Source organism: Limnohabitans sp. (assembly GCF_031539175.1).
GTDB lineage: Bacteria > Pseudomonadota > Gammaproteobacteria > Burkholderiales > Burkholderiaceae_C > Limnohabitans.
In genome coordinates, this window is sequence record NZ_JAVKLQ010000074.1 from 23,143 (window position 1) to 43,062 (window position 19,920).

General features: G+C 58.8%; 21 protein-coding genes. 15 read left to right on the top strand and 6 right to left on the bottom strand.

Annotated features, from left to right (window positions below; all coding sequences use genetic code 11):
• Window positions 1-23: 23 nt before the first annotated feature.
• Window positions 24-1,337: an amidase gene (locus tag RMS95_RS13710; protein WP_310646758.1), complete on the bottom strand. Its 1,314-nt coding sequence runs from the start codon at window positions 1,335-1,337 to the stop codon at window positions 24-26.
• Between the two features lie 66 nt (window positions 1,338-1,403).
• On the opposite strand from RMS95_RS13710, the gene RMS95_RS13715 reads away from it, so the two are divergent.
• Both RMS95_RS13715 and RMS95_RS13720 read left to right on the top strand, forming a co-directional pair.
• The gene (locus tag RMS95_RS13715; RefSeq protein ID WP_310646759.1) at window positions 1,404-1,802 is read left to right on the top strand and encodes a DUF393 domain-containing protein; all 399 of its coding nucleotides are present in this window, start codon (window positions 1,404-1,406) and stop codon (window positions 1,800-1,802) included.
• Window positions 1,803-1,883: 81 nt separating this feature from the next.
• A complete protein-coding gene (locus tag RMS95_RS13720; protein WP_310646760.1) occupies window positions 1,884-2,138 on the top strand; it encodes a hypothetical protein in 255 nt (84 codons plus the stop codon).
• A 78-nt stretch (window positions 2,139-2,216) separates the two neighbouring features.
• Here the strand turns inward: RMS95_RS13720 and RMS95_RS13725 are convergent, their stop codons facing one another.
• Window positions 2,217-3,119 (bottom strand): LysR family transcriptional regulator, encoded by a 903-nt coding sequence (locus RMS95_RS13725; RefSeq protein WP_310646761.1) that lies wholly within the window; start codon window positions 3,117-3,119, stop codon window positions 2,217-2,219.
• Between the two features lie 105 nt (window positions 3,120-3,224).
• On the opposite strand from RMS95_RS13725, the gene RMS95_RS13730 reads away from it, so the two are divergent.
• The 8 genes from RMS95_RS13730 to RMS95_RS13765 are packed head-to-tail and all read left to right on the top strand — an operon-like array spanning window position 3,225 to window position 11,326.
• Complete coding sequence (locus RMS95_RS13730; protein WP_310646762.1) at window positions 3,225-4,451, top strand: CoA transferase; 1,227 nt, start codon at window positions 3,225-3,227, stop codon at window positions 4,449-4,451.
• A 49-nt stretch (window positions 4,452-4,500) separates the two neighbouring features.
• Entirely contained in the window at window positions 4,501-4,968 is a 468-nt protein-coding gene (locus tag RMS95_RS13735) for a MaoC family dehydratase (RefSeq protein ID WP_310646763.1), read from the top strand.
• Between the two features lie 50 nt (window positions 4,969-5,018).
• Window positions 5,019-5,999, top strand: coding sequence for a Bug family tripartite tricarboxylate transporter substrate binding protein (locus RMS95_RS13740; RefSeq protein WP_405023398.1), 981 nt, complete (start codon window positions 5,019-5,021; stop codon window positions 5,997-5,999).
• 22 nt (window positions 6,000-6,021) lie between these two features.
• On the top strand, window positions 6,022-7,008 hold the full coding sequence (locus RMS95_RS13745) for a tripartite tricarboxylate transporter substrate binding protein (RefSeq protein WP_310646764.1): 987 nt from the start codon (window positions 6,022-6,024) through the stop codon (window positions 7,006-7,008).
• The gene (locus RMS95_RS13750) at window positions 7,005-8,312 is read left to right on the top strand and encodes a CaiB/BaiF CoA-transferase family protein (protein ID WP_310646765.1); all 1,308 of its coding nucleotides are present in this window, start codon (window positions 7,005-7,007) and stop codon (window positions 8,310-8,312) included. The genes RMS95_RS13745 and RMS95_RS13750 overlap by 4 nt, the downstream gene beginning before the upstream one ends.
• Window positions 8,309-9,466 (top strand): acyl-CoA dehydrogenase family protein, encoded by a 1,158-nt coding sequence (locus RMS95_RS13755; RefSeq protein WP_310646766.1) that lies wholly within the window; start codon window positions 8,309-8,311, stop codon window positions 9,464-9,466. Before RMS95_RS13750 ends, RMS95_RS13755 begins: the two co-directional genes overlap by 4 nt.
• A gap of 10 nt (window positions 9,467-9,476) precedes the next feature.
• Window positions 9,477-10,511, top strand: coding sequence for an acyl-CoA dehydrogenase family protein (locus tag RMS95_RS13760; protein WP_310646767.1), 1,035 nt, complete (start codon window positions 9,477-9,479; stop codon window positions 10,509-10,511).
• Window positions 10,512-10,531: 20 nt separating this feature from the next.
• Window positions 10,532-11,326 (top strand): crotonase/enoyl-CoA hydratase family protein, encoded by a 795-nt coding sequence (locus RMS95_RS13765; protein ID WP_310646768.1) that lies wholly within the window; start codon window positions 10,532-10,534, stop codon window positions 11,324-11,326.
• 8 nt (window positions 11,327-11,334) lie between these two features.
• Here RMS95_RS13765 and RMS95_RS13770 read toward each other — a convergent pair whose 3' ends face one another.
• Together RMS95_RS13770 and vapB are read right to left on the bottom strand one after the other, a co-directional pair.
• Window positions 11,335-11,745 (bottom strand): type II toxin-antitoxin system VapC family toxin, encoded by a 411-nt coding sequence (locus RMS95_RS13770; RefSeq protein WP_310646769.1) that lies wholly within the window; start codon window positions 11,743-11,745, stop codon window positions 11,335-11,337.
• On the bottom strand, window positions 11,745-11,978 hold the full coding sequence (vapB, locus tag RMS95_RS13775) for a type II toxin-antitoxin system VapB family antitoxin (protein WP_310646770.1): 234 nt from the start codon (window positions 11,976-11,978) through the stop codon (window positions 11,745-11,747). The genes RMS95_RS13770 and vapB overlap by 1 nt, the downstream gene beginning before the upstream one ends.
• A 104-nt stretch (window positions 11,979-12,082) precedes the next feature.
• On the opposite strand from vapB, the gene RMS95_RS13780 reads away from it, so the two are divergent.
• Window positions 12,083-12,652, top strand: coding sequence for a class I SAM-dependent methyltransferase (locus RMS95_RS13780; RefSeq protein WP_310646771.1), 570 nt, complete (start codon window positions 12,083-12,085; stop codon window positions 12,650-12,652).
• A gap of 78 nt (window positions 12,653-12,730) precedes the next feature.
• Here the strand turns inward: RMS95_RS13780 and parC are convergent, their stop codons facing one another.
• Both parC and RMS95_RS13790 read right to left on the bottom strand, forming a co-directional pair.
• A complete protein-coding gene (gene parC / locus RMS95_RS13785) occupies window positions 12,731-15,085 on the bottom strand; it encodes a DNA topoisomerase IV subunit A (protein ID WP_310646772.1) in 2,355 nt (784 codons plus the stop codon).
• On the bottom strand, window positions 15,082-17,061 hold the full coding sequence (locus tag RMS95_RS13790; protein WP_310646773.1) for a DNA topoisomerase IV subunit B: 1,980 nt from the start codon (window positions 17,059-17,061) through the stop codon (window positions 15,082-15,084). The genes parC and RMS95_RS13790 overlap by 4 nt, the downstream gene beginning before the upstream one ends.
• 131 nt (window positions 17,062-17,192) lie before the next feature.
• On the opposite strand from RMS95_RS13790, the gene RMS95_RS13795 reads away from it, so the two are divergent.
• From RMS95_RS13795 to RMS95_RS13810, 4 genes are read left to right on the top strand one after another with little or no spacing between them, the layout of a single operon-like run.
• Window positions 17,193-18,413, top strand: coding sequence for an MFS transporter (locus tag RMS95_RS13795; RefSeq protein WP_310646774.1), 1,221 nt, complete (start codon window positions 17,193-17,195; stop codon window positions 18,411-18,413).
• Between the two features lie 5 nt (window positions 18,414-18,418).
• Window positions 18,419-18,553 (top strand): hypothetical protein, encoded by a 135-nt coding sequence (locus RMS95_RS13800; RefSeq protein WP_310646775.1) that lies wholly within the window; start codon window positions 18,419-18,421, stop codon window positions 18,551-18,553.
• A 1-nt stretch (window position 18,554) separates the two neighbouring features.
• Window positions 18,555-19,352: an SDR family oxidoreductase gene (locus RMS95_RS13805; protein WP_310646776.1), complete on the top strand. Its 798-nt coding sequence runs from the start codon at window positions 18,555-18,557 to the stop codon at window positions 19,350-19,352.
• A 5-nt stretch (window positions 19,353-19,357) separates the two neighbouring features.
• Window positions 19,358-19,915 carry a class I SAM-dependent methyltransferase gene (locus RMS95_RS13810; protein ID WP_310646777.1) on the top strand — a complete coding sequence of 186 codons (558 nt, stop codon included), beginning with the start codon at window positions 19,358-19,360 and terminating at the stop codon, window positions 19,913-19,915.
• Window positions 19,916-19,920 lie beyond the last annotated feature (5 nt).

A 19,920-nucleotide genomic window follows, 5' to 3' on the forward strand; every position in this document is an offset into this window, starting at 1 on the left:
TGTAAAGGCAAAGCAAACGCACGTTAAGCGGCCGCCAGCAAAGGCTCCAAGGCCAAAGCAATGGCCGCCAAGCGGGCGTCATGACCGCGCAGCGACGACACCATCAAGCCCACGGGTAATTCCCCGTCGGCTTGGCAAGGCAGACTGAAAGCACAGCCATCCAGATAGTTGATCGCCGACGGATTGCGCAGCAACAGGCGGTTGGCCTTGAAAAATGCGGTGTCATCTGCCACCAATGGCGCCAGCTCTGGCGCGACCAGTGCCACCGTCGGGCTGAGCATGGCATCAAAGCCTTGCAGCTCGGCCTCGATGTGGCTGATCCATTCGTGGCGACGGTTGTGCAGGCTCAAATAATCCACCGCGCTGACCCCTTCGCCCAACGCCATGCGCGCCGCCACACGCGGGTCAATACGCTCAGGGGCTCGCGCCAAACGCGCATGGTGCGCGGCAAATCCTTCAACGGGCGAAAAACCACCCGGCTGGCTGCGCGCTGCAATGTCGCTCAACGCCGACAAAGGCAGCTCCACCACCTGCGCACCCGCCGCCGAGATGCGGGTCAGTGCCCGCGCAAACGCTTGGGCCACCGCAGGGTCGAGTTCATCCAAGAACAAGGTTTGTGGCACCGCAAAACGCACACCGCGCAAATCAGCCGCCTCTGCCAACAACGGCTGCTGCGACAAAACACCCTCCACCACCAAGCTGTCACGCACCGTGCGGGTGATGGCACCCACCGTATCAAGCGTGCGCGACAACTCCATCACCCCTTGCAAAGGAATGCGCGACTGCGTGCTCTTGAACCCGACCAAGCCACACAACGCAGCCGGGATGCGGATGGACCCTCCCGTGTCTGAGCCCAAACCTGCCACCGCCAACCCCAAAGCCACCGACACCGCAGCACCCGATGACGAGCCCCCCGGCACGCGCGCAACCACAGCATCACACGGGTTGCGTGGCGTGCCGTAGTGCGGGTTGATGCCCACGCCTGAGAACGCGAACTCGCTCATATTGGTTTTACCCACAATCACGGCACCGGCTTGGCGCAAGCGCGTCACGGCCACCGCGTCGCGTGCCGCGGGGGGCTCACCCTCGCACACCACGGTGCCCGCCATCGTGGTGTGCCCTGCCAAGTCGTAGTTGTCTTTGAGCGTGATGGGCAGGCCATGCAAAGCCCCCAAAGGGCCGCCCGCTTGACGTGCGGCATCGGCCGCACGGGCTTGCGCCAAGGCTTGCTCCGTGAACAGATGGGTGAACACATGCTGCGCCGCCTCGCTGTGGGCCAGTTGCAAGCTGCGCGTGACCCAAGCTTCGGACGTGGTGTGAGAAAACGTGTCAGACATCGGGAATTCCTCGTGTGATAGCCTCATTGACTTCAATTATTGATGCTTTTACCAAACGCCCCTGTCATGCCCAGCGCACCCGAACTCACGCTCTATTACGACGGCCAATGCCCTTTGTGCGTGGCTGAGATTGAGTTTTTGCAAACCCGTAACGCCGAGGAAAAGTTGGGGTTTGTGGATGTGGCGCACAGCAGCTTTGACGCCAATGCCCACGCCATCTCCTGCGAACTGGCCATGGCCCAAATTCACGGCCGGACCGCCCGAGGCGAGGTGTTGGTCGGCGTACCTGTGTTTGCCATGGCCTACCAACTGGCGCAACTCCCGCTTTTGGCCTGGATTTTGTCGCGTCCTTGGCTACAACCCCTGCTGCAGCCCGCCTACGTGTGGTTTGCCAAGCACCGACAAGCCATCTCAAGGCGCATTGGACCCAGCGTTTTGAAGCTGTCAAAACGTTTTTTAAGGTGATTTTTGAGCTTTTTGAGCATTGGTCGTCTGATCGGTTGAAAATTTGCGAAAATACGTTCTTTGCCCCGAGAAGTCCATCGAATGTCACGCCCAGAAAAAACAGAAATCTCCAACGACGGTTTGCGCTACAAGTCAAAAAAGGGCGGTTCCCCATTTGAAGGCCTCGGCCGCACTGGCGACACCATGAGCTGCATCAAATGCGGCGTTCACAAACCCCGCAACAACGGCTCGTTCAAACGCATCTTGGGCTCTTCCATGTTTGTGTGCTTCGACTGCAGCCCACCCAAGAAAGAAGCGGAACCTGCGCCCGCAGCCAAAGAAGAAACCAAAGCTTAAAGGCCTGTGGTTCGGCACAAAAAAGCGACTCGATGAGTCGCTTTTTTTATGATTTTTGGCATCTCAACCCTCACCCCATCAGCGTTTGAGTTCCTCGTGCTCGGTCTTGGCGTGCTGAATAAACCGTTCCACCAAGCGGTTGCTCGATTGACGCACCGTGGCCAAAGCAATGCCAATGTTGAGTTTTTCAGGGTTGTCCGACAAGCTTAAGAAGCGTACGCCGTTGTTGCTGTAACGCCGAGCCACGCCTGGCACCAACGCCACGCCCAAACCACTTTCGACCAAACTGACGATGGTTTGCACCTGCACCGCATCTTGGGCAATGCGAGGGGTGAAGCCCGATTGTTGGCAGCGCAACATGGCCACCGCAAACAAGTTGGGCACCGAGGCCTCGGTGTACATCACGAATGGCTCGTGTGCGAACTCCGACAAAGCCACACGTTCTTGATTCTGCCAAGGGCTGTCAGCCGCCACAGCGAGCACAAACTCATCGTTCTCGACTGGGGTGAGCTCAAAGTCACCGGGGTGCAGCACCGGAAAACGCACCAGCCCCAAGTCCAGCGTGTTGGCTTCGAGCCGCGTCAAGATATTGGCCGTGGTTGACTCGTCCAGTGCCAACTCCACTTTTGGAAAACGCTGCCTGAAGCTCGGAATCAATCGCGGCAGCAACGAGTACGTGGCCGAACCAATGAAGCCCACCCGCAGCACGCCGCCCTCCCCCTGCAGCGCGGTACTCACCGCTTGCTGGCATTGCTGGGCGTGAAATATGGCCTGCCGTGCATCGGCCAGCATGGCTTGGCCAGCGAGGGTCAATTGCACCCCCGTGGGCAATCGCAGAAACAGCGGGCCGCCCAGCTCCTCTTCGAGTTTTTTGATCGACACCGACAGTGGCGGCTGTGCCATGTGCATGCGCTCAGCGGCTTTGTGAAAGTTACCGGTCTCGGCCAGCGCGACGAATTGTTGAAGTTGCCGTAGGTTCACACTGATACCGTTTGAGTATTGGTTTGCAAATTATTAATATTGGACTCAATTATGACGGCACACTAAATTCAGGCTCACCACAGATTCCAACAAGGAGACCCACCCATGAGCCAGTTGCCGCTTCAAGGCATTCGCATCGTCGACGCCAGCGTCGTGGTGATGGGGCCCTACGCCAGCCAGTGGTTGGCAGATTTAGGGGCCGAAGTCATCAAGGTGGAATCGCCCGAGGGCGACTCCACGCGCTACACCGGACCCGGCCACGAAAACGGCATGTCCGCTTTGTTTTTGGGCGTGAACCGCAACAAAAAAAGTGTGGTGATTGACCTGAAAAAACCCGAAGGTCCAACGGCCTTGCGCCAGCTCATTGCCACCGCTGATGTGTTCATGCACAGCATGCGGCCGCAAAAACTGGGCGCGGTCGGCTTGGAGCCCGATGCGTTGATGGCGGCCTTTCCGCGTCTGGTCTTTGCCGGCCTGCACGGTTTCACAGCGTCGGGCCCCTACGGCGGCAAGCCGGCGTATGACGACATCATCCAAGGCCTGTCTGGCAGCGCTGCACTGATGGAACAACAAAGCGGCGTGGCGCGCTACTTCCCCTGCATCGCGGCCGACAAAACCAGCGGCTTGGTCGCCGCCATGGCCATCATGGCCGCCTTGATGAAACGCCAAGCCACAGGCGTGGGCGGCATGGTGGAAGTGCCTATGTTTGAAACCATGGTGGCCTTCAACTTGGTCGAGAACTTTTATGGCGAACACTTTGAGCCACCCTTGTCGGCCCCCGGCTATCCACGCGTGCTGGCCGATTGGCGCAGGCCCTACCGCACGAGTGACGGCTACGTCTGCATGATGCCGTACACCAACGCGCACTGGCAGAAGTTCTTTCAAGGCGTCGACCAACCCGAATTGGCGAGCGATGTGCGCTTCACCAGCATGGCCGCACGCACGCAGCACATCGAAGCCTTGTATGAAATCACCGGTCAGATCGTGGCGCAACATGACACCGCGCATTGGTTGGCTTTGTGTGAGCGCTTGGAAATTCCAGCCGCGCGCATGAACACCTTGGCCGACCTCAAAACCGATCCGCATTTGCAAGCCACCCAGTTCTTTGCCGAGCTCGATGACCCCACCATGGGCGCTTTGCGCTTTCCGGGCGTGCCCGTGTTGTTTGACGGCGAACGTCCCCCCGTGAATTCGGTACCGCGCTTGGGTGAGCACACCCATGATGTGTTTGCGCAAGCGGGCGTGTCTGCCGACACCGTCTCGACTTGGTTGGCCAGCGGTGCGGTGCAGACCCATGAAGCGCATGGAACACAGAAAGCGCCCGCCCCTTGATTCAGTCCTTCAACCCACACGCCTGTAAACGCACATTTTGGAATCGCACATGACAGCCCCCTCACCCAAACGCCTAGGCCAAGGCTTTTATTGGCAAGACATTTCGGTTGGCCAGCAGTTCGACACGTTCAAACGCACGATCACTGAAACCGACTTGGTCAACTTCATTTCGTGCACAGGCATGCTGGAAGCCATCTTCATTGAAGAAGGCTACGAAGGCGGCGCCATCCAAGGCCGCCCCGTGCCCGGCGCGCTGACCTACACCTTGATTGAAGGTTTCATTTTGCAAACCATGATCCAAGGCACGGGCTTGGCCATGTTGGAGTTGACGCAAAAAATCTTAGCGCCCGTGGTGGTGGGCGACACCATCCACGCCGACATCGAAGTCACGGGGGTTCGCCCCACATCGACCAAGAACCGCGCCGTCGTCAGCTCGGACATCCGCGTGTTCAACCAACGTGGTGTGTTGGTGATGACCTACACCGCCACGCGATTGCTCGCCGGTCGCCCCATGTGATGCGCCCCATTCAGCCAAGCCCACACACACATTAAAAACAGGAGACACCCATGACGCACATCACACGCCGAACCGTTTTAGCCACCACAGTGGCCTTGGCCACCCTCACCGCTGGCGGCGCGATGGCGCAAGCCAACTACCCTGACAAGCCGATTCGCCTGGTGATTGCCTTCCCACCGGGCGGCCCCACCGATTTGGTGGCGCGTGTGTTGGCGCAAAAGCTCACCGAGCAAATGGGTCAGCCCGTGGTGGTCGACAACAAACCCGGCGCCAACGGCAACATCGCGGCTGAGCTGGTGACCAAAGCCCCGTCAGACGGCTACACCTTGTTCTACAACACCTCAGCCGTGGCCTTGAGTCCAGCGCTTTATAAAAAAATGAGCTACGACGTGCGGGCCGACTTTGCGCCGGTGGCGTTGACGGCGGTCATTCCGTTGGTACTAGCGGTGCATCCCTCGCTGCCCGTGAACACCGTGCAAGAGTTTGTGCAATACGCCAAAAACAACCCCGACAAATTGAGCTATGGCTCGGCGGGTAACGGCAACATCACCCACCTCGGTGCGTATTTGATCCTGCAAGACAAAGGCCTCACCGCCGTGCACGCCCCCTACAAAGGCAGTGCCCCTGCCTTGACCGATTTGGTGGCAGGACAAACCCAGTTCACCACCGACACCATCAACTCGGCGCTGCCCTTCATCAAAGAAAAGCGCCTCAAGGCCTTGGCGGTGACCAGCCTCAAACGCACCAGCGTGTTGCCCGATGTGCCTACCCTGAGCGAAACCATCATGCCGGGCTTTGAAGTAGGCGCTTGGCAAGGCGTGTTGGTGCCGGCCAAAACATCGCCCGAGATCATCAAACGCTTGAACGCCGAAGTCATCAAAGCACTGGCCTCGCCCGACGTGCGTGCCAAGTTGGCGGTGCAAGGTGCGGAGCCCTTGGGCTCAACGCCCGTCGAATACGGCAACTACATCAAATCAGAGTTGGACCGTTGGAGCCGTGTGGTCAAACAGACCGGCGCATCTTTAGATTGACCCCACAGACAGGAGACTTCGCATGAACCGTTCTTTCTTTTTCAAAACCGTCGTGGCGGCCTGTGTGTCGTTGGTGGGCGCCTTGCACGCCACCTCAGCCTTGGCGCAAGCGAGCGACTTTCCTTCCAAGCCCGTCAAGTTTGTGGTGCCGTTTCCACCGGGCAGTGGCACCGACACCTCGGCCCGTTATTTCGCCAAAAAGTTCACCGAGCTCACGGGGCAAACCGTGGTGGTGGACAACAAACCGGGGGCCAATGGGTTCATCGCCGTGCGCAACGTCTTGGGCGCACCGGCCGATGGCTACACCGTGTTTGTGGGCAGCAACTCGACCTTGGCGGTCAACGTGGCTTTGTTCAAAAGTTTGCCTTATGACCCTGTCACCGATTTCGCGCCGCTGTCGATGATGATGCGTGCGCCTGCGTTGTTGGTCGTGCCTTCGCAATCGAGCTACCAAACCGTCTCAGACGTGGTGACGGCCGCCAAAGCACAACCCGGCAAGCTGGACTACGGCTCGGGTTCCGCCGGCTACCAGTTGATGGCGGAGTTGTTCAACGACGTGGCGGGTGTGCAGCTCTTCCATGTGCCCTTCAAGGGCGCATCCGAAGCCATGACCGCCGTCGCCTCGGGCACGGTACAGATGGCATTTGCCGACATCACAGGCGCGTCCGAGCTGGTCAAAGGTGGCAAGCTGCGGGCCTTGGCGGTGGCCAGCGATCGCCGCGTGCCTGCGGTACCCAACGTGCCCACCGCCATCGAAGCGGGCTTGCCTGGGTTCACCGCCTACACCTGGGTGGGGGCGATGGTGTCAGCCAAAACACCGAAAGCCGAAACTGACAAATTGGCAACCATCATGGGCAAGATCGAAGCCATGCCTGAGACCCGTGAGTTCTATGAAAAGTTAGGCGCGGAAACCATGCGCGGTGGTGCTGAAGAAATGCGGGCTTTTCAAAACGCTGAAATTCAGTTGTGGAAACGCATCGTCACCAAAGCCAAGGTGGAGCAGCAATGAACGTCAACAGCGCATCACCACTTGACGCATCGCAAGCTCAGCAAGTTCCTGATGCCACCACCACGCCGCGAGGCGCGTTGTCGCATGTGCGTGTGCTCGACCTCTCGCGCGTGTTGGCCGGTCCGTGGGCTGGGCAAACCTTGGGGGACCTCGGCGCGCATGTGATCAAGGTGGAGCGCCCTGGCACGGGTGACGACACGCGGCTGTGGGGCCCGCCGTTTCTGAAAGATGAAGACGGCCAGGCCACACGCGACTCGGCCTATTACCTGTGCACCAACCGCAACAAACAATCCATCGCGGTGGACTTCACCCAAGCCGCCGGACAAAAGCTGTTGCAGGAGTTGGTCAAAAGCTGCGACATCGTGATTGAAAACTTCAAGGTCGGCAGCTTGGCGCATTACGGCTTGGACTACGCCTCGCTGCAAGCCATCAACCCCCGTTTGATTTATTGCTCGATCACCGGCTTTGGACAAACTGGCCCGTATGCGCACCGTGCGGGCTATGACTTTTTGATCCAAGGCATGGGTGGCTTGATGAGCATCACCGGTCGTCCGGACGGCCAACCCGGCGAAGGCCCCATGAAAGTCGGCGTGGCGTTGACCGACATCTTGACCGGCCTCTATGCCAGCACCGCCATCTTGGCCGCCTTGGCCGCACGCGAACAAACAGGACGCGGGCAACACATCGATTTGGCCTTGCTGGACGTGGGCGTGGCCTGCTTGGCCAACCAAGGCATGAACTACCTCTACAGCGGCAAATCGCCCACGCGCATGGGCAATGCTCATCCCAACACCGTGCCGTACCAAGACTTTCCCACCGCCGATGGCTACATGATTTTGGCCATTGGCAACGACGGCCAATTCGCCAAGTTTTGCCATGCCGTGGGCAAGTCGGAATGGGCCACGGACGAACGTTTTGTGTCCAACCAAGCACGTGTCATTCACCGAGATGTGCTGATTCCGTTGATGCGACAAACCACCGTCATGCGCACCACACGTGAATGGATTGCCTTGTTCGAACAAGTGGGTGTGCCCTGTGGCCCGATCAACACCTTGGCCGATGTGTTTGCCGATCCGCAGGTGCAATCGCGTGGCTTGCAGTTCACCATGCCGCACCCCGCGGCGGGCGACATTCCCTTGGTGGCCAGCCCCATTCGCATGTCGGACACCCCCGTGCAATACCGCACCACGCCGCCGCAGTTGGGCCAGCACACGCGTGCGGTGCTGAGCGAGATGCTGGGGTTGTCTGAACAGACGATGAACGAATTACAACAACAAGGTGTTTTGGGAGACCTACCGGCATGAGCACTCTGGATTCACTGAACCTCACCCGCATTCCTGCGGACGATGAGGCCTTGCGCGCCGAGGTGCGTGCCTTTTTGAGCGAGGCCATGCGCGACGTGCCTGCGCACATCCGCGCCAAGTCGTGGTCGGGCTACGACCCTGCGTTCAGCCGCGAGCTGGGCCGACGCGGTTGGTTGGGCATCACCCTGCCCGAGGCGTATGGCGGTGGTGGGCGCAATGCGTTCACACGCTTTGTGCTGGTGGAAGAGTTTTTGAACTTTGGCGCGCCCGTGGGCTCGCACTGGATTGCCGACCGGCAAAGCGGGCCGCTGATTTTGAAATACGGCACCGAAGCCCAAAAGCAGTTTTACCTGCCGCCGATTTGTCGAGGCGAGTCGTTCTTTTGCATTGGCATGAGCGAGCCCAACTCCGGTTCTGACTTGGCCAGCGTGAAGACACGCGCCACCAAAACCGACACGGGCTGGTCGCTCAGTGGCCAAAAAATTTGGACCACCAACGCCCACCATTGCCATTACATGATCGCCTTGGTGCGCACCTCGGGTGACGCACAAGACCGTCACAAAGGCTTGTCGCAAGTGATCGTGGATTTGTCGTTACCCGGCGTGACCATACGGCCCATCACCGACTTGTCGGGCGACAGCCATTTTTGCGAAGTGTTCTTCGACAACGTGCCACTCAAAGACGATGCCTTGATTGGCGCCGAGGGCCAAGGCTGGGAACAAGTGACCGCTGAACTCGCCTTTGAGCGCAGCGGGCCCGAGCGTTTGTACTCGAGCATTGTGTTGTTTGACCAATGGCTGGCGTTCATCCGAACCCCACAAGGTCGCACGCCCGAGGCCGTGCGCTTGGCCGGAAAAATTGCCAGCCAACTCACGCCCTTGCGTGCCATGTCGGTGGCCATCACCGAAAAGCTGACACGCGGCGAAAGCCCCGTGGTGGAAGCCGCCTTGGTGAAAGACTTGGGCACCGGCGTGGAGCAACTCATTCCGGCAGCGATTGCCGACGACTTGTTCTCCCGCGAATCGCAAGACATCCCCTTAGAGCTGCTGCAAACCCTCAACTACGTGACGCAAGTGGCGCCCTCGTATTCACTGCGCGGTGGCACGCGTGACATCTTGCGCGGCATGATCGCGCGCGGCTTAGGCCTCCGTTGAAAGACATGTGATGGACGATCTTTTTTCAGACGCCTTGCGTCAACTCCTCGATGACCAATGCACCCCTGCCGTAGTGCGCCAAATCGAAGCATCGGGCGATGGTGCTGCGCTATGGGCACACCTCGACAGCTCGGGGTTTGCCGACGCTTTGGTGGCAGAGGCCCAAGGTGGCGCAGGCCTGTCCTTGCGTGAAGCACAAGGTGTGATGGCCATGTGTGGCCGCTACACCGTGCCCGTGCCTTTGGCCGAAACCATGATGGCGCGCAGTGTGTTGGCGCAAGCGGGTTTGTCAGAGACGGAGCTGGTTGATTCAGCATGGGCGAATGCCGCCAAGGGCAGCATCACGCTCGCGCAAGGCCAATTGGCAGAGGACGGCAGCTTGGTCTGTGCCAACGTGCAACTGGGCCGTGTGGCCGATGCCGTTCTGGTCAGCGATGCACAACACACGTGGTTGCTGTCTACCCAACACGCGCAAAGCTCCCCCGCCAGTTTTGTGCTCGATACCGACTTGCGTTGGTCAGCCCCACAGGTCGCAGCCGCTTTACGCGTGCCCAAGTACCAAGATGTGCGCTTGCTGCTGGGCTGCATCAATGCCGCGCAGTTGTCTGGCGCGCTGCTGGCCGTGTTCAACAACACCTTGCAGTACGCCAACGACCGCGTGCAGTTTGGCAAAGCCATTGGCAAGTTCCAAGCCATTCAGCACCAACTCAGCGTCATGGCCGAGCACAGTTTTGCCGCCCACATGGCGGCCCAGTTAGGCTGTGCCAGCGACACCGCGAGCCCTGACCGTGTGCGTGTGGCTGTGGCCAAAGCACGCACCAGCGAAGCCGCGCTCGAAGTGGCGGGCTTGAGCCATTCCATCCATGGCGCGATCGGCTTTACCCACGAGTTTGATTTGCAACTGTTTACCCGCCGCTTGCATGCATGGCGTCAATCGGGTGGCGCTGAGTCTTATTGGCACACCGTGTTGGGCACTGAATTGGTCGATCACCGCAACGGCTTGGCGCTCGACTTGATCCGCAGCGCCACCGATGTGACCGTTTGAAAACCCAAAGGAAATTCACGATGACTTCATTTTTAAAAACCGAGCGCGAAGGCGCTGTCTTGATCTTGACCATGAACCAGCCCGAGACGCGCAATGCGCTCACAGGCAACACGGCCGTACAAGAGTTTGTCGACGCGTGCGATGCGATTCGCTTGGACACCACCATCCGTTGTGTGATCTTGACGGGCACAGGTCCCGTGTTCAGCTCGGGCGGCAACGTCAAAGACATGCAGCGCTATTTCAAAGAAAGCCTGACGCCCGACACCATCCGCGAGGAATACCGCAACGGCATTCAGCGCTTGCCCAAAGCGCTTTACAACTTGGACGTGCCCGTGATCGCCGCCATCAACGGGCCAGCCATTGGCGCGGGCTTGGACCTGACTTGCATGTGCGACATGCGCATTGCCTCCGACAAAGCCACCTTTGCCGAGAGTTTTGTCAAAGTAGGCATCGTGCCCGGCGACGGCGGCGCTTGGTTGCTGCCACGCGTGGTGGGCATTTCCAAAGCCAGCGAAATGGCGTTCACGGGCGAGGCCTTGACCGCACAAGAAGCCTTGTCTTGTGGCTTGGTATCCCGCGTGATCGCCCACGAGACCTTGCTGGACGAAGCCCGCAAACTGGCCGCCAAAATTGTGGCCAACCCCGGCGGCGTGCTGCGCATGACCAAACGCTTGCTGCGCGAGGGGGAGCGCAGCTCCTTGGAGTCGTTGCTGGAGCTGTCTGCGGGCTACCAAGCCATTGCGCACATGACGACGGATCACCATGAGGCTGTGCGGGCGTTTGTGGAAAAGAGAGCGCCGCAGTTTGGCAACTGAGGAACGCATCAATTCAAAGAGGTGACCCAGTTCTCCAACATCAAGCCCGGCACCCTAGCAAACTCTGACACATTGTTGGTCACCACCACCAAGCCCTCGCTGCGTGCGTGGGCAGCAATGTGCAAATCGTTCACCCCAATGGGCTGACCCGCTTTCTCTAAAGAGCTACGAATGGAGCCGTAATGCGCCGATGCCTTGCCCGTGTAGGGCAACACCTCTAACAAGCTGCTGAACTCTTCAATCGCCTCAAGGTTTTGCGACACCTTGGCGCTCTTCTCGGCCCCGTGATACAGCTCAGACAATGTAATGGCCGACATGGCCATGCGCCCCGCGTGTTCGTTGAACAAGCCCAACACCTCAATGGGGCGGCGCTTGATGACATAGATGACGATGTTGGTATCCAGCAGATACTTCAACATCACAGCCCCTCGCGCTCGGGCTGCACTTGGCTGGCACGCTCGGCCATGAAGTCGTCAGATGCTTGTGGCCCCTGTTGAAAAAACTCATCCCAACGCTGGCCCACGGGCGAAATGACGCGCTCGACCCCACGCGCACGCACCTCGACCTTCTTCACGCCATCGGGTAAACGCACATCGGCTGGCAAGCGCACGGCTTGGGTTCGGTTGTTCGTGAAAACGGTGGTGATGCTCACGGGGCACTCCTGTATATAGCAAAAGTATATAGCGCAAGTCAAAAGAAATCAAATGGCCCGCATTAATATCAATGAGCACAAATTAGTTAACAGAAGTAAGGTACATGGACAGCAACAATTCTCCTGAAGTCATCCAAGCCCTCTGGGCAGACACACAAGCCGCGGGCTTCACCATGCCCTCAGAGCCGCAAACCTGCTCGCTGCTGCGCACATTAGCAGCCAACAAAACAGGTGGACGTTTTTTAGAACTGGGTTCAGGCACTGGCCTTTCAACCGCATGGCTGTTAGACGGCATGGATGCCACATCAACCCTCACCACGGTCGACAACGATGCCTCACTGCTGAACATCCTGCAACACCACCTCGGCCATGACTCGCGCCTGCATGTGGTGTGTGCTGATGGCGATGAATTTTTACGCCAACAGATCGGCCAAGCCTACGACTTTGTATTTGCAGACACATGGTCTGGCAAATACCGCTTGTTAGATGAAGCTCTGGCCTTGGTCAAACCTGGAGGCATGTATGTAATTGACGACATGCTGCCGCAACCGAACTGGCCCAAAGGCCACGCCGAAAAAGTTGAGGCATTGATACAAACTTTGCATGCCAAGCCTGATTGGCATGTCACTCAATTAGATTGGGCGAGCGGTGTTGTGATTGCAGTCAAGAAATAACTGGGTAGGCTAAACATTTTTTGAAATAGAAACGGCCCTTGCATGCAAGGGCCGTTTCGGTTTGGCGCAGCAAGTGCGTTACTCCACCCGCACCACCGCATTCGGCTTAAAGCCCAAGTCAGCCACTTTGCCCTTTTTGGCGCGTGCGGCTTTGGCGTTGTTCAAGCTGCGAATCTCAAGTGTTTCTTCGCGCACTTTGCCGCCTCGGCCAATGCCTTCGATGCGCACGCTGCGTGTGTACGCAGCCGCACCGGCCAGGGTGTCTTTGGCTTCGAGGTCAATCAACATCAAGCCACGACCGCCCTTTTCCATGGCTTTGAGTTCAGACAATTCGAAGGTCAAGAAGCGGCCACCCGTTGAGGCGCAAGCGACATGCGTGGCAGGTGCCACAGGTTGTGCGCCCGAACCACCGCTGGCAGGGGATGGGCGGCACACGGTTTCGCCCTCGCCCACGGTGATGAAGGCTTTGCCGCTTTTATTGCGCGAGATCATGTGCTCGATGTTGGCCATAAAACCATAGCCGCCCGAGCTGCTGAGCAAGTACGTGGCACCTGCAGGGCCAGCCACGTAATGCAACAACTGAGTACCTGCTTCTAAGTCAATCAACGTGGTTACGGGTTGGCCGTCGCCCCGTGCGCCTGGCAAGGCCGACACGGGCACCGAGTAGATGCGACCGTTCGAGCCAAACGCGATGAAGGTGTCCACCGTGCGGCACTCGAACGTGCCGTACAAGCCGTCGCCCGACTTGAAGGCAAAGGCGCTGGCTTCGTGGCCGTGGCCGGTGCGTGCGCGCACCCAGCCTTTTTCAGAGACCACCACCGTCACAGGCTCGTCAATGACCTTGACTTCAGCCACGGCTTTTTTCTCTTCTTGAATGAGCGTGCGGCGTGGGTCGGCAAAGGTCTTGGCGTCGGCTTCAATTTCTTTGACCATCAAGCGGCGCAGCGCCGAGGGGTTACCCACGATGTCTTCGAGCTTGGTTTGTTCGTCGCGCAGCTCTTTGAGCTCTTGCTCAATCTTGATGGCTTCCAAACGCGCCAGCTGACGCAGGCGAATTTCTAAGATGTCTTCAGCTTGTCGCTCGCTGAGTTTGAAGCGCTCCATCAGCGCCTGCTTGGGCTCGTCGCTCTGACGGATGATGGCAATCACCTCGTCAATGTTGAGCAACACCAACTGGCGGCCTTCCAAGATATGAATGCGGTCCAGCACTTTGTTCAGGCGGTGCTGCGAGCGTCTTAGAACAGTGGCCGAGCGGAATTCAATCCACTCGGTCAACATGTCACGCAAGGACTTAGGCACGGGTCGACCATCAATACCCACCATGGTGAGGTTGATGGACGACGAAGTTTCTAAGCTGGTGTGCGCCAGCAAAGTGGTGATGAGTTCTTGTTGCTCAATGGTGCGGGTCTTGGGCTCGAACACCAAACGTACAGGGGCGTCTTTGCTTGACTCATCGCGCACCACGTCCAACACGGCCAGCACAGTGGCTTTGAGTTGGGTTTGATCGGCGCTGAGCGCCTTCTTGCCTGTTTTGACCTTGGGGTTGGTGAGCTCTTCAATCTCTTCCAACACGCGTTGGCTGCTCACACCGGGTGGCAGTTCGTTGACCACCAATTGCCATTGGCCACGGGCCAAGTCTTCAATCACCCAACGTGCGCGCACTTTGAGCGAGCCACGGCCCGTGCGGTATGCATCGGCAATGTCAGATGCGCTGCTGATGATTTGGCCGCCACCGGGGTAATCGGGGCCGGGCAAGATTTGCAACAGCTCTTCATCGCTGAGTTTGGGCGACTTGATGAGTGCCACGCACGCATCAGCCACTTCGCGCAGGTTGTGGCTTGGAATTTCGGTGGCCATACCCACCGCAATGCCGCTTGCGCCGTTGAGCAAGGCAAACGGCAAACGGGCTGGCAATTGCTTGGGCTCTTCGGTGGAGCCGTCGTAGTTGGGTTGAAAGTCAACCGTGCCTTCGTCGATTTCATCCAAAAGCAGCGTGGTGATTTTGGCCAAGCGGGCTTCGGTGTAGCGCATGGCCGCTGCGCCGTCGCCGTCGCGTGAACCAAAGTTGCCTTGGCCGTCGATCAGCGGGTAGCGTTGCGCAAAGTCTTGTGCCATGCGCACGAGGGCTTCGTAGGCAGCGCTGTCGCCGTGGGGGTGGTAGCGGCCCAGCACGTCACCGACCACGCGGGCGCACTTGACGGGCTTGGCGCCCGTGTTGTTGTTGGGGCCGCTGAAGCCAAGGCCCATGCGAGACATGGAATACAAGATGCGGCGCTGCACCGGCTTTTGGCCATCGCACACGTCAGGCAAGGCGCGGCCTTTGACCACGCTGAGTGCGTATTCAAGGTAGGCGCGTTGGGCGTAGCGGCCCAAGCTTTGGTCGTCGTCGGCCTCGGGGGCAGCGGTCAACTCGGGGGTGAACAAATCGGTCATACGTCAATCTCAATCGAATCGCCATGCAGTTCCATCAACTCGCGGCGTGCGGCGGCTTCGCCTTTGCCCATGAGTTGCGTGATCAAACCTTCGGTGGTTGCAAAGTCCAGCAAGCCCAGTTGCACGGGCATGAGGCGACGGGTGTCGGGGTTGAGAGTGGTGTCCCACAGCTGCTCGGCGCTCATTTCGCCCAAGCCTTTGAAGCGGCTGATGCTCCACGAGCCTTCACGCACGCCGTCTTTGCGCAACTTGTCGAGGATGGATGTGAGTTCACCTTCGTCCAAGGCATACACCTTCGAGGCTGGCTTTTTGCCACGCGCAGGCGCGTCCACACGGAACAGCGGTGGGCGCGCCACAAACACATGGCCAGCTTCGATGAGCTTGGGGAAGTGACGGAAAAACAGCGTGAGCAGCAGCACTTGGATGTGCGAACCGTCCACGTCCGCATCCGACAAGATGCACACCTTGCCGTAGCGCAGGCCGCTCATGTCGGGGCTGTCGTTCGGGCCGTGTGGGTCAACGCCCACGGCCACCGAAATGTCGTGAATTTCGTTGTTGGCAAACAAGCGGTCGCGCTCGACTTCCCATGTGTTCAACACCTTGCCCCGCAAGGGCAGGATGGCTTGGTTTTCTCTGTTGCGGCCCATCTTGGCGCTACCGCCCGCAGAGTCGCCCTCGACCAAAAACACTTCGTTGTGCGCAATGTCTTTGCTTTCGCAGTCGGTCAGCTTGCCTGGCAACACCGCCACGCCCGAGCCTTTGCGCTTCTCGACTTTTTGGCCCGCTTTTTGGCGGGTTTGTGCCGCTTTGATGGCGAGTTCGGCCAGTTTTTTACCGTACTCCACATGCTCGTTGAGCCACAACTCCAGCGTAGGGCGCACATAGCTCGACACCAAACGCACGGCGTCACGTGAGTTCAAGCGCTCTTTAATTTGGCCTTGGAATTGTGGGTCGAGCACCTTGGCGCTCAACACATAGCTGGCACGCGCAAACACGTCTTCGGGCATGAGCTTGACGCCCTTGGGCAACAAGGCATGCAACTCGATGAAGCTTTTCACCGCGGTGAACAAGCCATCACGCAAGCCGCTGTCGTGGGTGCCACCTGCGCTGGTCGGAATCAGGTTGACATAGCTCTCGCGCACGGGGGCGCCGTCTTCGGTGAAGGCCACGGCCCATGCTGCGCCCTCGCCTTCGGCGAAGCTGTCGTGGTTGCTGTCGGCGTAACCATCGCCCTCAAACAAAGGAATGACGGGCTCGCCGTGCAAGGTCTGCATCAAGTAATCGCGCAGGCCGCCTTTGTAGAGCCAGTTTTGTGTTTCTTTGGTTTTCTCGTTGATGAGCGTCACGCTCACGCCGGGCATGAGCACGGCTTTGCTGCGCAGCAAATGCACCAGCTCGTTCATCGGCAAGGCCGACGACTCAAAGTATTTGGCATCCGGCCACACGCGCACCGACGTGCCCTGTTTGCGGTCGCCAGTGGCTTGCGGGCGCGTCACCAAGGGCTCAATCACATCGCCCCCTGAGAACACCAAACGGGCCACTTGACCTTCGCGGTGTGAGGTGGCTTCCATGCGTTTGGCCAAGGCGTTGGTCACGCTCACGCCCACGCCGTGCAAACCGCCCGAGAAGCTGTACGCGCCGCCCTTGCCCTTGTCGAACTTGCCGCCCGCATGCAAGCGGGTGAACACCAGCTCAATCACAGGCGCTTTTTCTTCGGGGTGCATGCCAAAGGGAATGCCGCGTCCGTCGTCATCGATGCTGATCGACGCGTCGGCGTGCAAGGTCACGCTGATTTTTTTACCGTAGCCCGCCAACGCTTCGTCTGCCGCGTTGTCGAGCACTTCTTGAATGATGTGCAACGGGTTGTCGGTGCGGGTGTACATGCCCGGACGCTGCTTGACGGGTTCGAGTCCTTTGAGGACGCGAATCGAGCCTTCGGAGTATTCGGGAGGGGTATTGGTTTGCTTGGTCGCCATGGGCGCGAATTGTAGACAGAACAAAACGCGCAACTGGATAAAACAACAGCCAAGTCACTTTGACTACTTTTCACCGACAGCGTGAGCCAGAGCGACACCTAGGGACTTGCAGGCTTGGTTAAAGTCGAGGGATGACTCAACACAACAAAACTTTACCCATGTGGCAAGTGCTGCTCTGCGGCGCCGCCATCGTGACTTTGTCGATGGGCGTGCGCCACGGCTTTGGCCTGTGGCTGCAACCCATCACGCAAGCGCAAAACTGGACGCGTGAAAACTTTGCCATGGCGATTGCCATTCAAAACTTGACGTGGGGCTTTGCAGGCATCTTCTCGGGCATGTTGGCCGACCGTTTTGGCGCATTTCGCGTGATCGTGACCTGCGCGGTGATGTACGCACTGGGCTTGACGGGCATGGCCTATTCAGACACCCCCGCCCTGTTCACCGCCACCGCAGGCGTGGTGATTGGCATTGCCCAAGCGGGCACCACTTACGCGGTCATTTATGGCGTGATTGGCCGCAACGTGAGCGCCGAAAAGCGTTCGTGGGCCATGGGCGTGGCCGCAGCAGCAGGCTCGTTTGGTCAGTTTTTGATGGTGCCCACCGAAGGCTTTTTGATCAGTACCTTGGGTTGGCAACAGGCCTTGGTCTGGCTGGGCTTGGCCACATTGATGATCATTCCCTTGGCTTATGGCTTGCGCGAGCCTGGGTTTGCGGGGGGCGCAACACCTCACCGTGACCAATCGATCTTGCATGCGCTGCGTGAGGCCTTTGCCTACCGCAGCTTTCAGTTGCTGATGGCGGGCTACTTTGTGTGCGGCTTTCAGGTGGTGTTCATCGGCGTGCACATGCCCAGCTATTTGAAAGACCACGGCTTGTCGCCTGAAGTGGCCAGCATTGCTTTGGCGTTGATTGGTTTGTTCAATGTGTTTGGCACGTACATCGCGGGCAGTTTGGGCCAACGCTTGGCTAAGCGCAAAATTTTGGCGTTCATTTACTTTTCGCGATCGGTGGCGATCACTGTGTTTTTGCTGGTGCCACTCACGCCTTGGAGCGTGTACATCTTCTCCGCCGTGATGGGCTTGCTGTGGCTCTCCACCGTGCCCCCGACCAATGCGGTGGTGGCACAAATTTTTGGCGTGGCGCATTTGTCAATGCTGGGCGGCTTTGTGTTCTTCAGCCACCAAATTGGCAGCTTCATGGGGGTGTGGTTGGGTGGGTACTTGTATGACAAAACAGGCAGCTACGACGTGGTTTGGTACATCTCGATTGCGCTGGGCGTCTTTGCAGCACTCGTCAATCTGCCCGTGCGTGAAAACGCCATTGCACGCGGCCACGCAGCGGTTGCAGCATGAGCTTCATGGCGCAGCACCCCATTTGGCGGCACGTGTTGGCGGGCTTGGCCTGCACACTGGTGCTGCTGGGGGTGCTGTCGCTGTATTTACAGCCTGATTTTTTGCTGACCTTGGCCAACCAAATGTGGGGGTGTTTCTGACATGACAACCATCATCATCACCGGGGCTTCTGACGGAATTGGCGCCGAAATCGCGCAGCAGTTGGCCCAACAATGGGGCCCTGCCGTGAATCTGGTGCTGGCCGCACGTCGGATCGAAAAGCTGCGCGAAATCGAGGCGTTCTGCCAAGCCCATGGCGCACACACCTTGCTGGTACCCACCGATGTGTCCAACAAAGTGCAGTGCAAGCAGCTCATTGATGAAACCGTGCGCTGCTTTGGTGGCATCGACACCTTGATCAACAACGCAGGTATCTCGGCCCATGCCGTGCTCGACGAGGTGCGCTTTGATGACCTCGCTTGGTACGAGAACGTGATGCGCATCAACCTGTGGGGCAGTGTGTGGTGCACGCACGCGGCCTTGCCTTTCCTCAAGCAAAGCCGCGGTCGTGTGGTGGCGGTGTCGTCGCTGGCTGGATTGGTGGGGGTGCCTGGGCGCACAGCCTACAGCGCCAGCAAATTTGCCATGACAGGTTTTTTTGAAGCCCTGCGCACCGAGGTTCAAGCAGCGGGCGTCAGCGTGACGACCGCCTACCCCGGCGTGGTGGACACCCAAATTCGCCACAACGGGTTCAACGCCCAAGGCCAAAAAGCGGGCGTGAGCGGACTCAAAGAAGACAAGGCCATGCCCGTGGCCACGTGTGCGGCGCTGATCATTGAGGGCATGCAAAAACGCCAACGCGACGTGGTGATGACGGCACAAGGCAAACTCAGCCGTTGGCTCAAGCTGATCACCCCCAAATTGCTGGACCGCATGGTGTGGTCCGCACTCAACCGATAAGCCACATGACCATTCCCGCTCTTCTTCATGGCAACGAAGCGCCCTCTGCGTGGGTACAGCGCTGGTCGCACCTTGTACCAGCGCACGCCACCGTGTTGGACATCGCGTGTGGCCATGGTCGCCACATGCGGCATTTCGCTAAATTGGGCCATGACGTGGTCGGCGTGGACCGCAACGCAGAAGCCATCACGGCGGTGGCTGGATTGGGCGAAACTTGGTGTGCCGACATTGAAAACGGGCCTTGGCCGTTGTCAGGTCGCACGTTTGGTGCAGTCGTGGTGACCCACTATTTGTGGCGCCCCTTGTGGCCCGACATCCTCGCCAGCTTGGACGCAGGCGGTGTGTTGTTGTACGAAACCTTTGCGGCGGGCAACGAAACCGTGGGCAAGCCCTCTCGGCCTGACTTTTTGCTGCAGCCCGGCGAGCTGTTGAACGTGTGCAAAGACCTGCGCGTGGTGGCCTTTGAAGAAGGTTTTCTGACTGCGCCAGATCGTTTTGTCCAACGCATCGTGGCTGTGAAGCCTGTCAACGAGACGACCCGACCTGCGCGTTACTCCTTATGAACGGG

Coding starts and splice junctions, on each gene's coding strand:
- RMS95_RS13750 (WP_310646765.1), top strand. CDS start 7,005: ATGAACGTCAACAGCGCATCACCACTTGACGCATCGCAAGCTCAGCAA.
- RMS95_RS13720 (WP_310646760.1), top strand. CDS start 1,884: ATGTCACGCCCAGAAAAAACAGAAATCTCCAACGACGGTTTGCGCTAC.
- RMS95_RS13740 (WP_405023398.1), top strand. CDS start 5,019: ATGACGCACATCACACGCCGAACCGTTTTAGCCACCACAGTGGCCTTG.
- RMS95_RS13760 (WP_310646767.1), top strand. CDS start 9,477: ATGGACGATCTTTTTTCAGACGCCTTGCGTCAACTCCTCGATGACCAA.
- RMS95_RS13780 (WP_310646771.1), top strand. CDS start 12,083: ATGGACAGCAACAATTCTCCTGAAGTCATCCAAGCCCTCTGGGCAGAC.
- RMS95_RS13735 (WP_310646763.1), top strand. CDS start 4,501: ATGACAGCCCCCTCACCCAAACGCCTAGGCCAAGGCTTTTATTGGCAA.
- RMS95_RS13710 (WP_310646758.1), bottom strand. CDS start 1,337: ATGTCTGACACGTTTTCTCACACCACGTCCGAAGCTTGGGTCACGCGC.
- RMS95_RS13795 (WP_310646774.1), top strand. CDS start 17,193: ATGACTCAACACAACAAAACTTTACCCATGTGGCAAGTGCTGCTCTGC.
- RMS95_RS13805 (WP_310646776.1), top strand. CDS start 18,555: ATGACAACCATCATCATCACCGGGGCTTCTGACGGAATTGGCGCCGAA.
- RMS95_RS13790 (WP_310646773.1), bottom strand. CDS start 17,061: ATGGCGACCAAGCAAACCAATACCCCTCCCGAATACTCCGAAGGCTCG.
- RMS95_RS13810 (WP_310646777.1), top strand. CDS start 19,358: ATGACCATTCCCGCTCTTCTTCATGGCAACGAAGCGCCCTCTGCGTGG.
- RMS95_RS13765 (WP_310646768.1), top strand. CDS start 10,532: ATGACTTCATTTTTAAAAACCGAGCGCGAAGGCGCTGTCTTGATCTTG.
- RMS95_RS13715 (WP_310646759.1), top strand. CDS start 1,404: ATGCCCAGCGCACCCGAACTCACGCTCTATTACGACGGCCAATGCCCT.
- RMS95_RS13755 (WP_310646766.1), top strand. CDS start 8,309: ATGAGCACTCTGGATTCACTGAACCTCACCCGCATTCCTGCGGACGAT.
- RMS95_RS13800 (WP_310646775.1), top strand. CDS start 18,419: ATGGCGCAGCACCCCATTTGGCGGCACGTGTTGGCGGGCTTGGCCTGC.
- RMS95_RS13745 (WP_310646764.1), top strand. CDS start 6,022: ATGAACCGTTCTTTCTTTTTCAAAACCGTCGTGGCGGCCTGTGTGTCG.
- parC (WP_310646772.1), bottom strand. CDS start 15,085: ATGACCGATTTGTTCACCCCCGAGTTGACCGCTGCCCCCGAGGCCGAC.
- RMS95_RS13770 (WP_310646769.1), bottom strand. CDS start 11,745: ATGTTGAAGTATCTGCTGGATACCAACATCGTCATCTATGTCATCAAG.
- RMS95_RS13730 (WP_310646762.1), top strand. CDS start 3,225: ATGAGCCAGTTGCCGCTTCAAGGCATTCGCATCGTCGACGCCAGCGTC.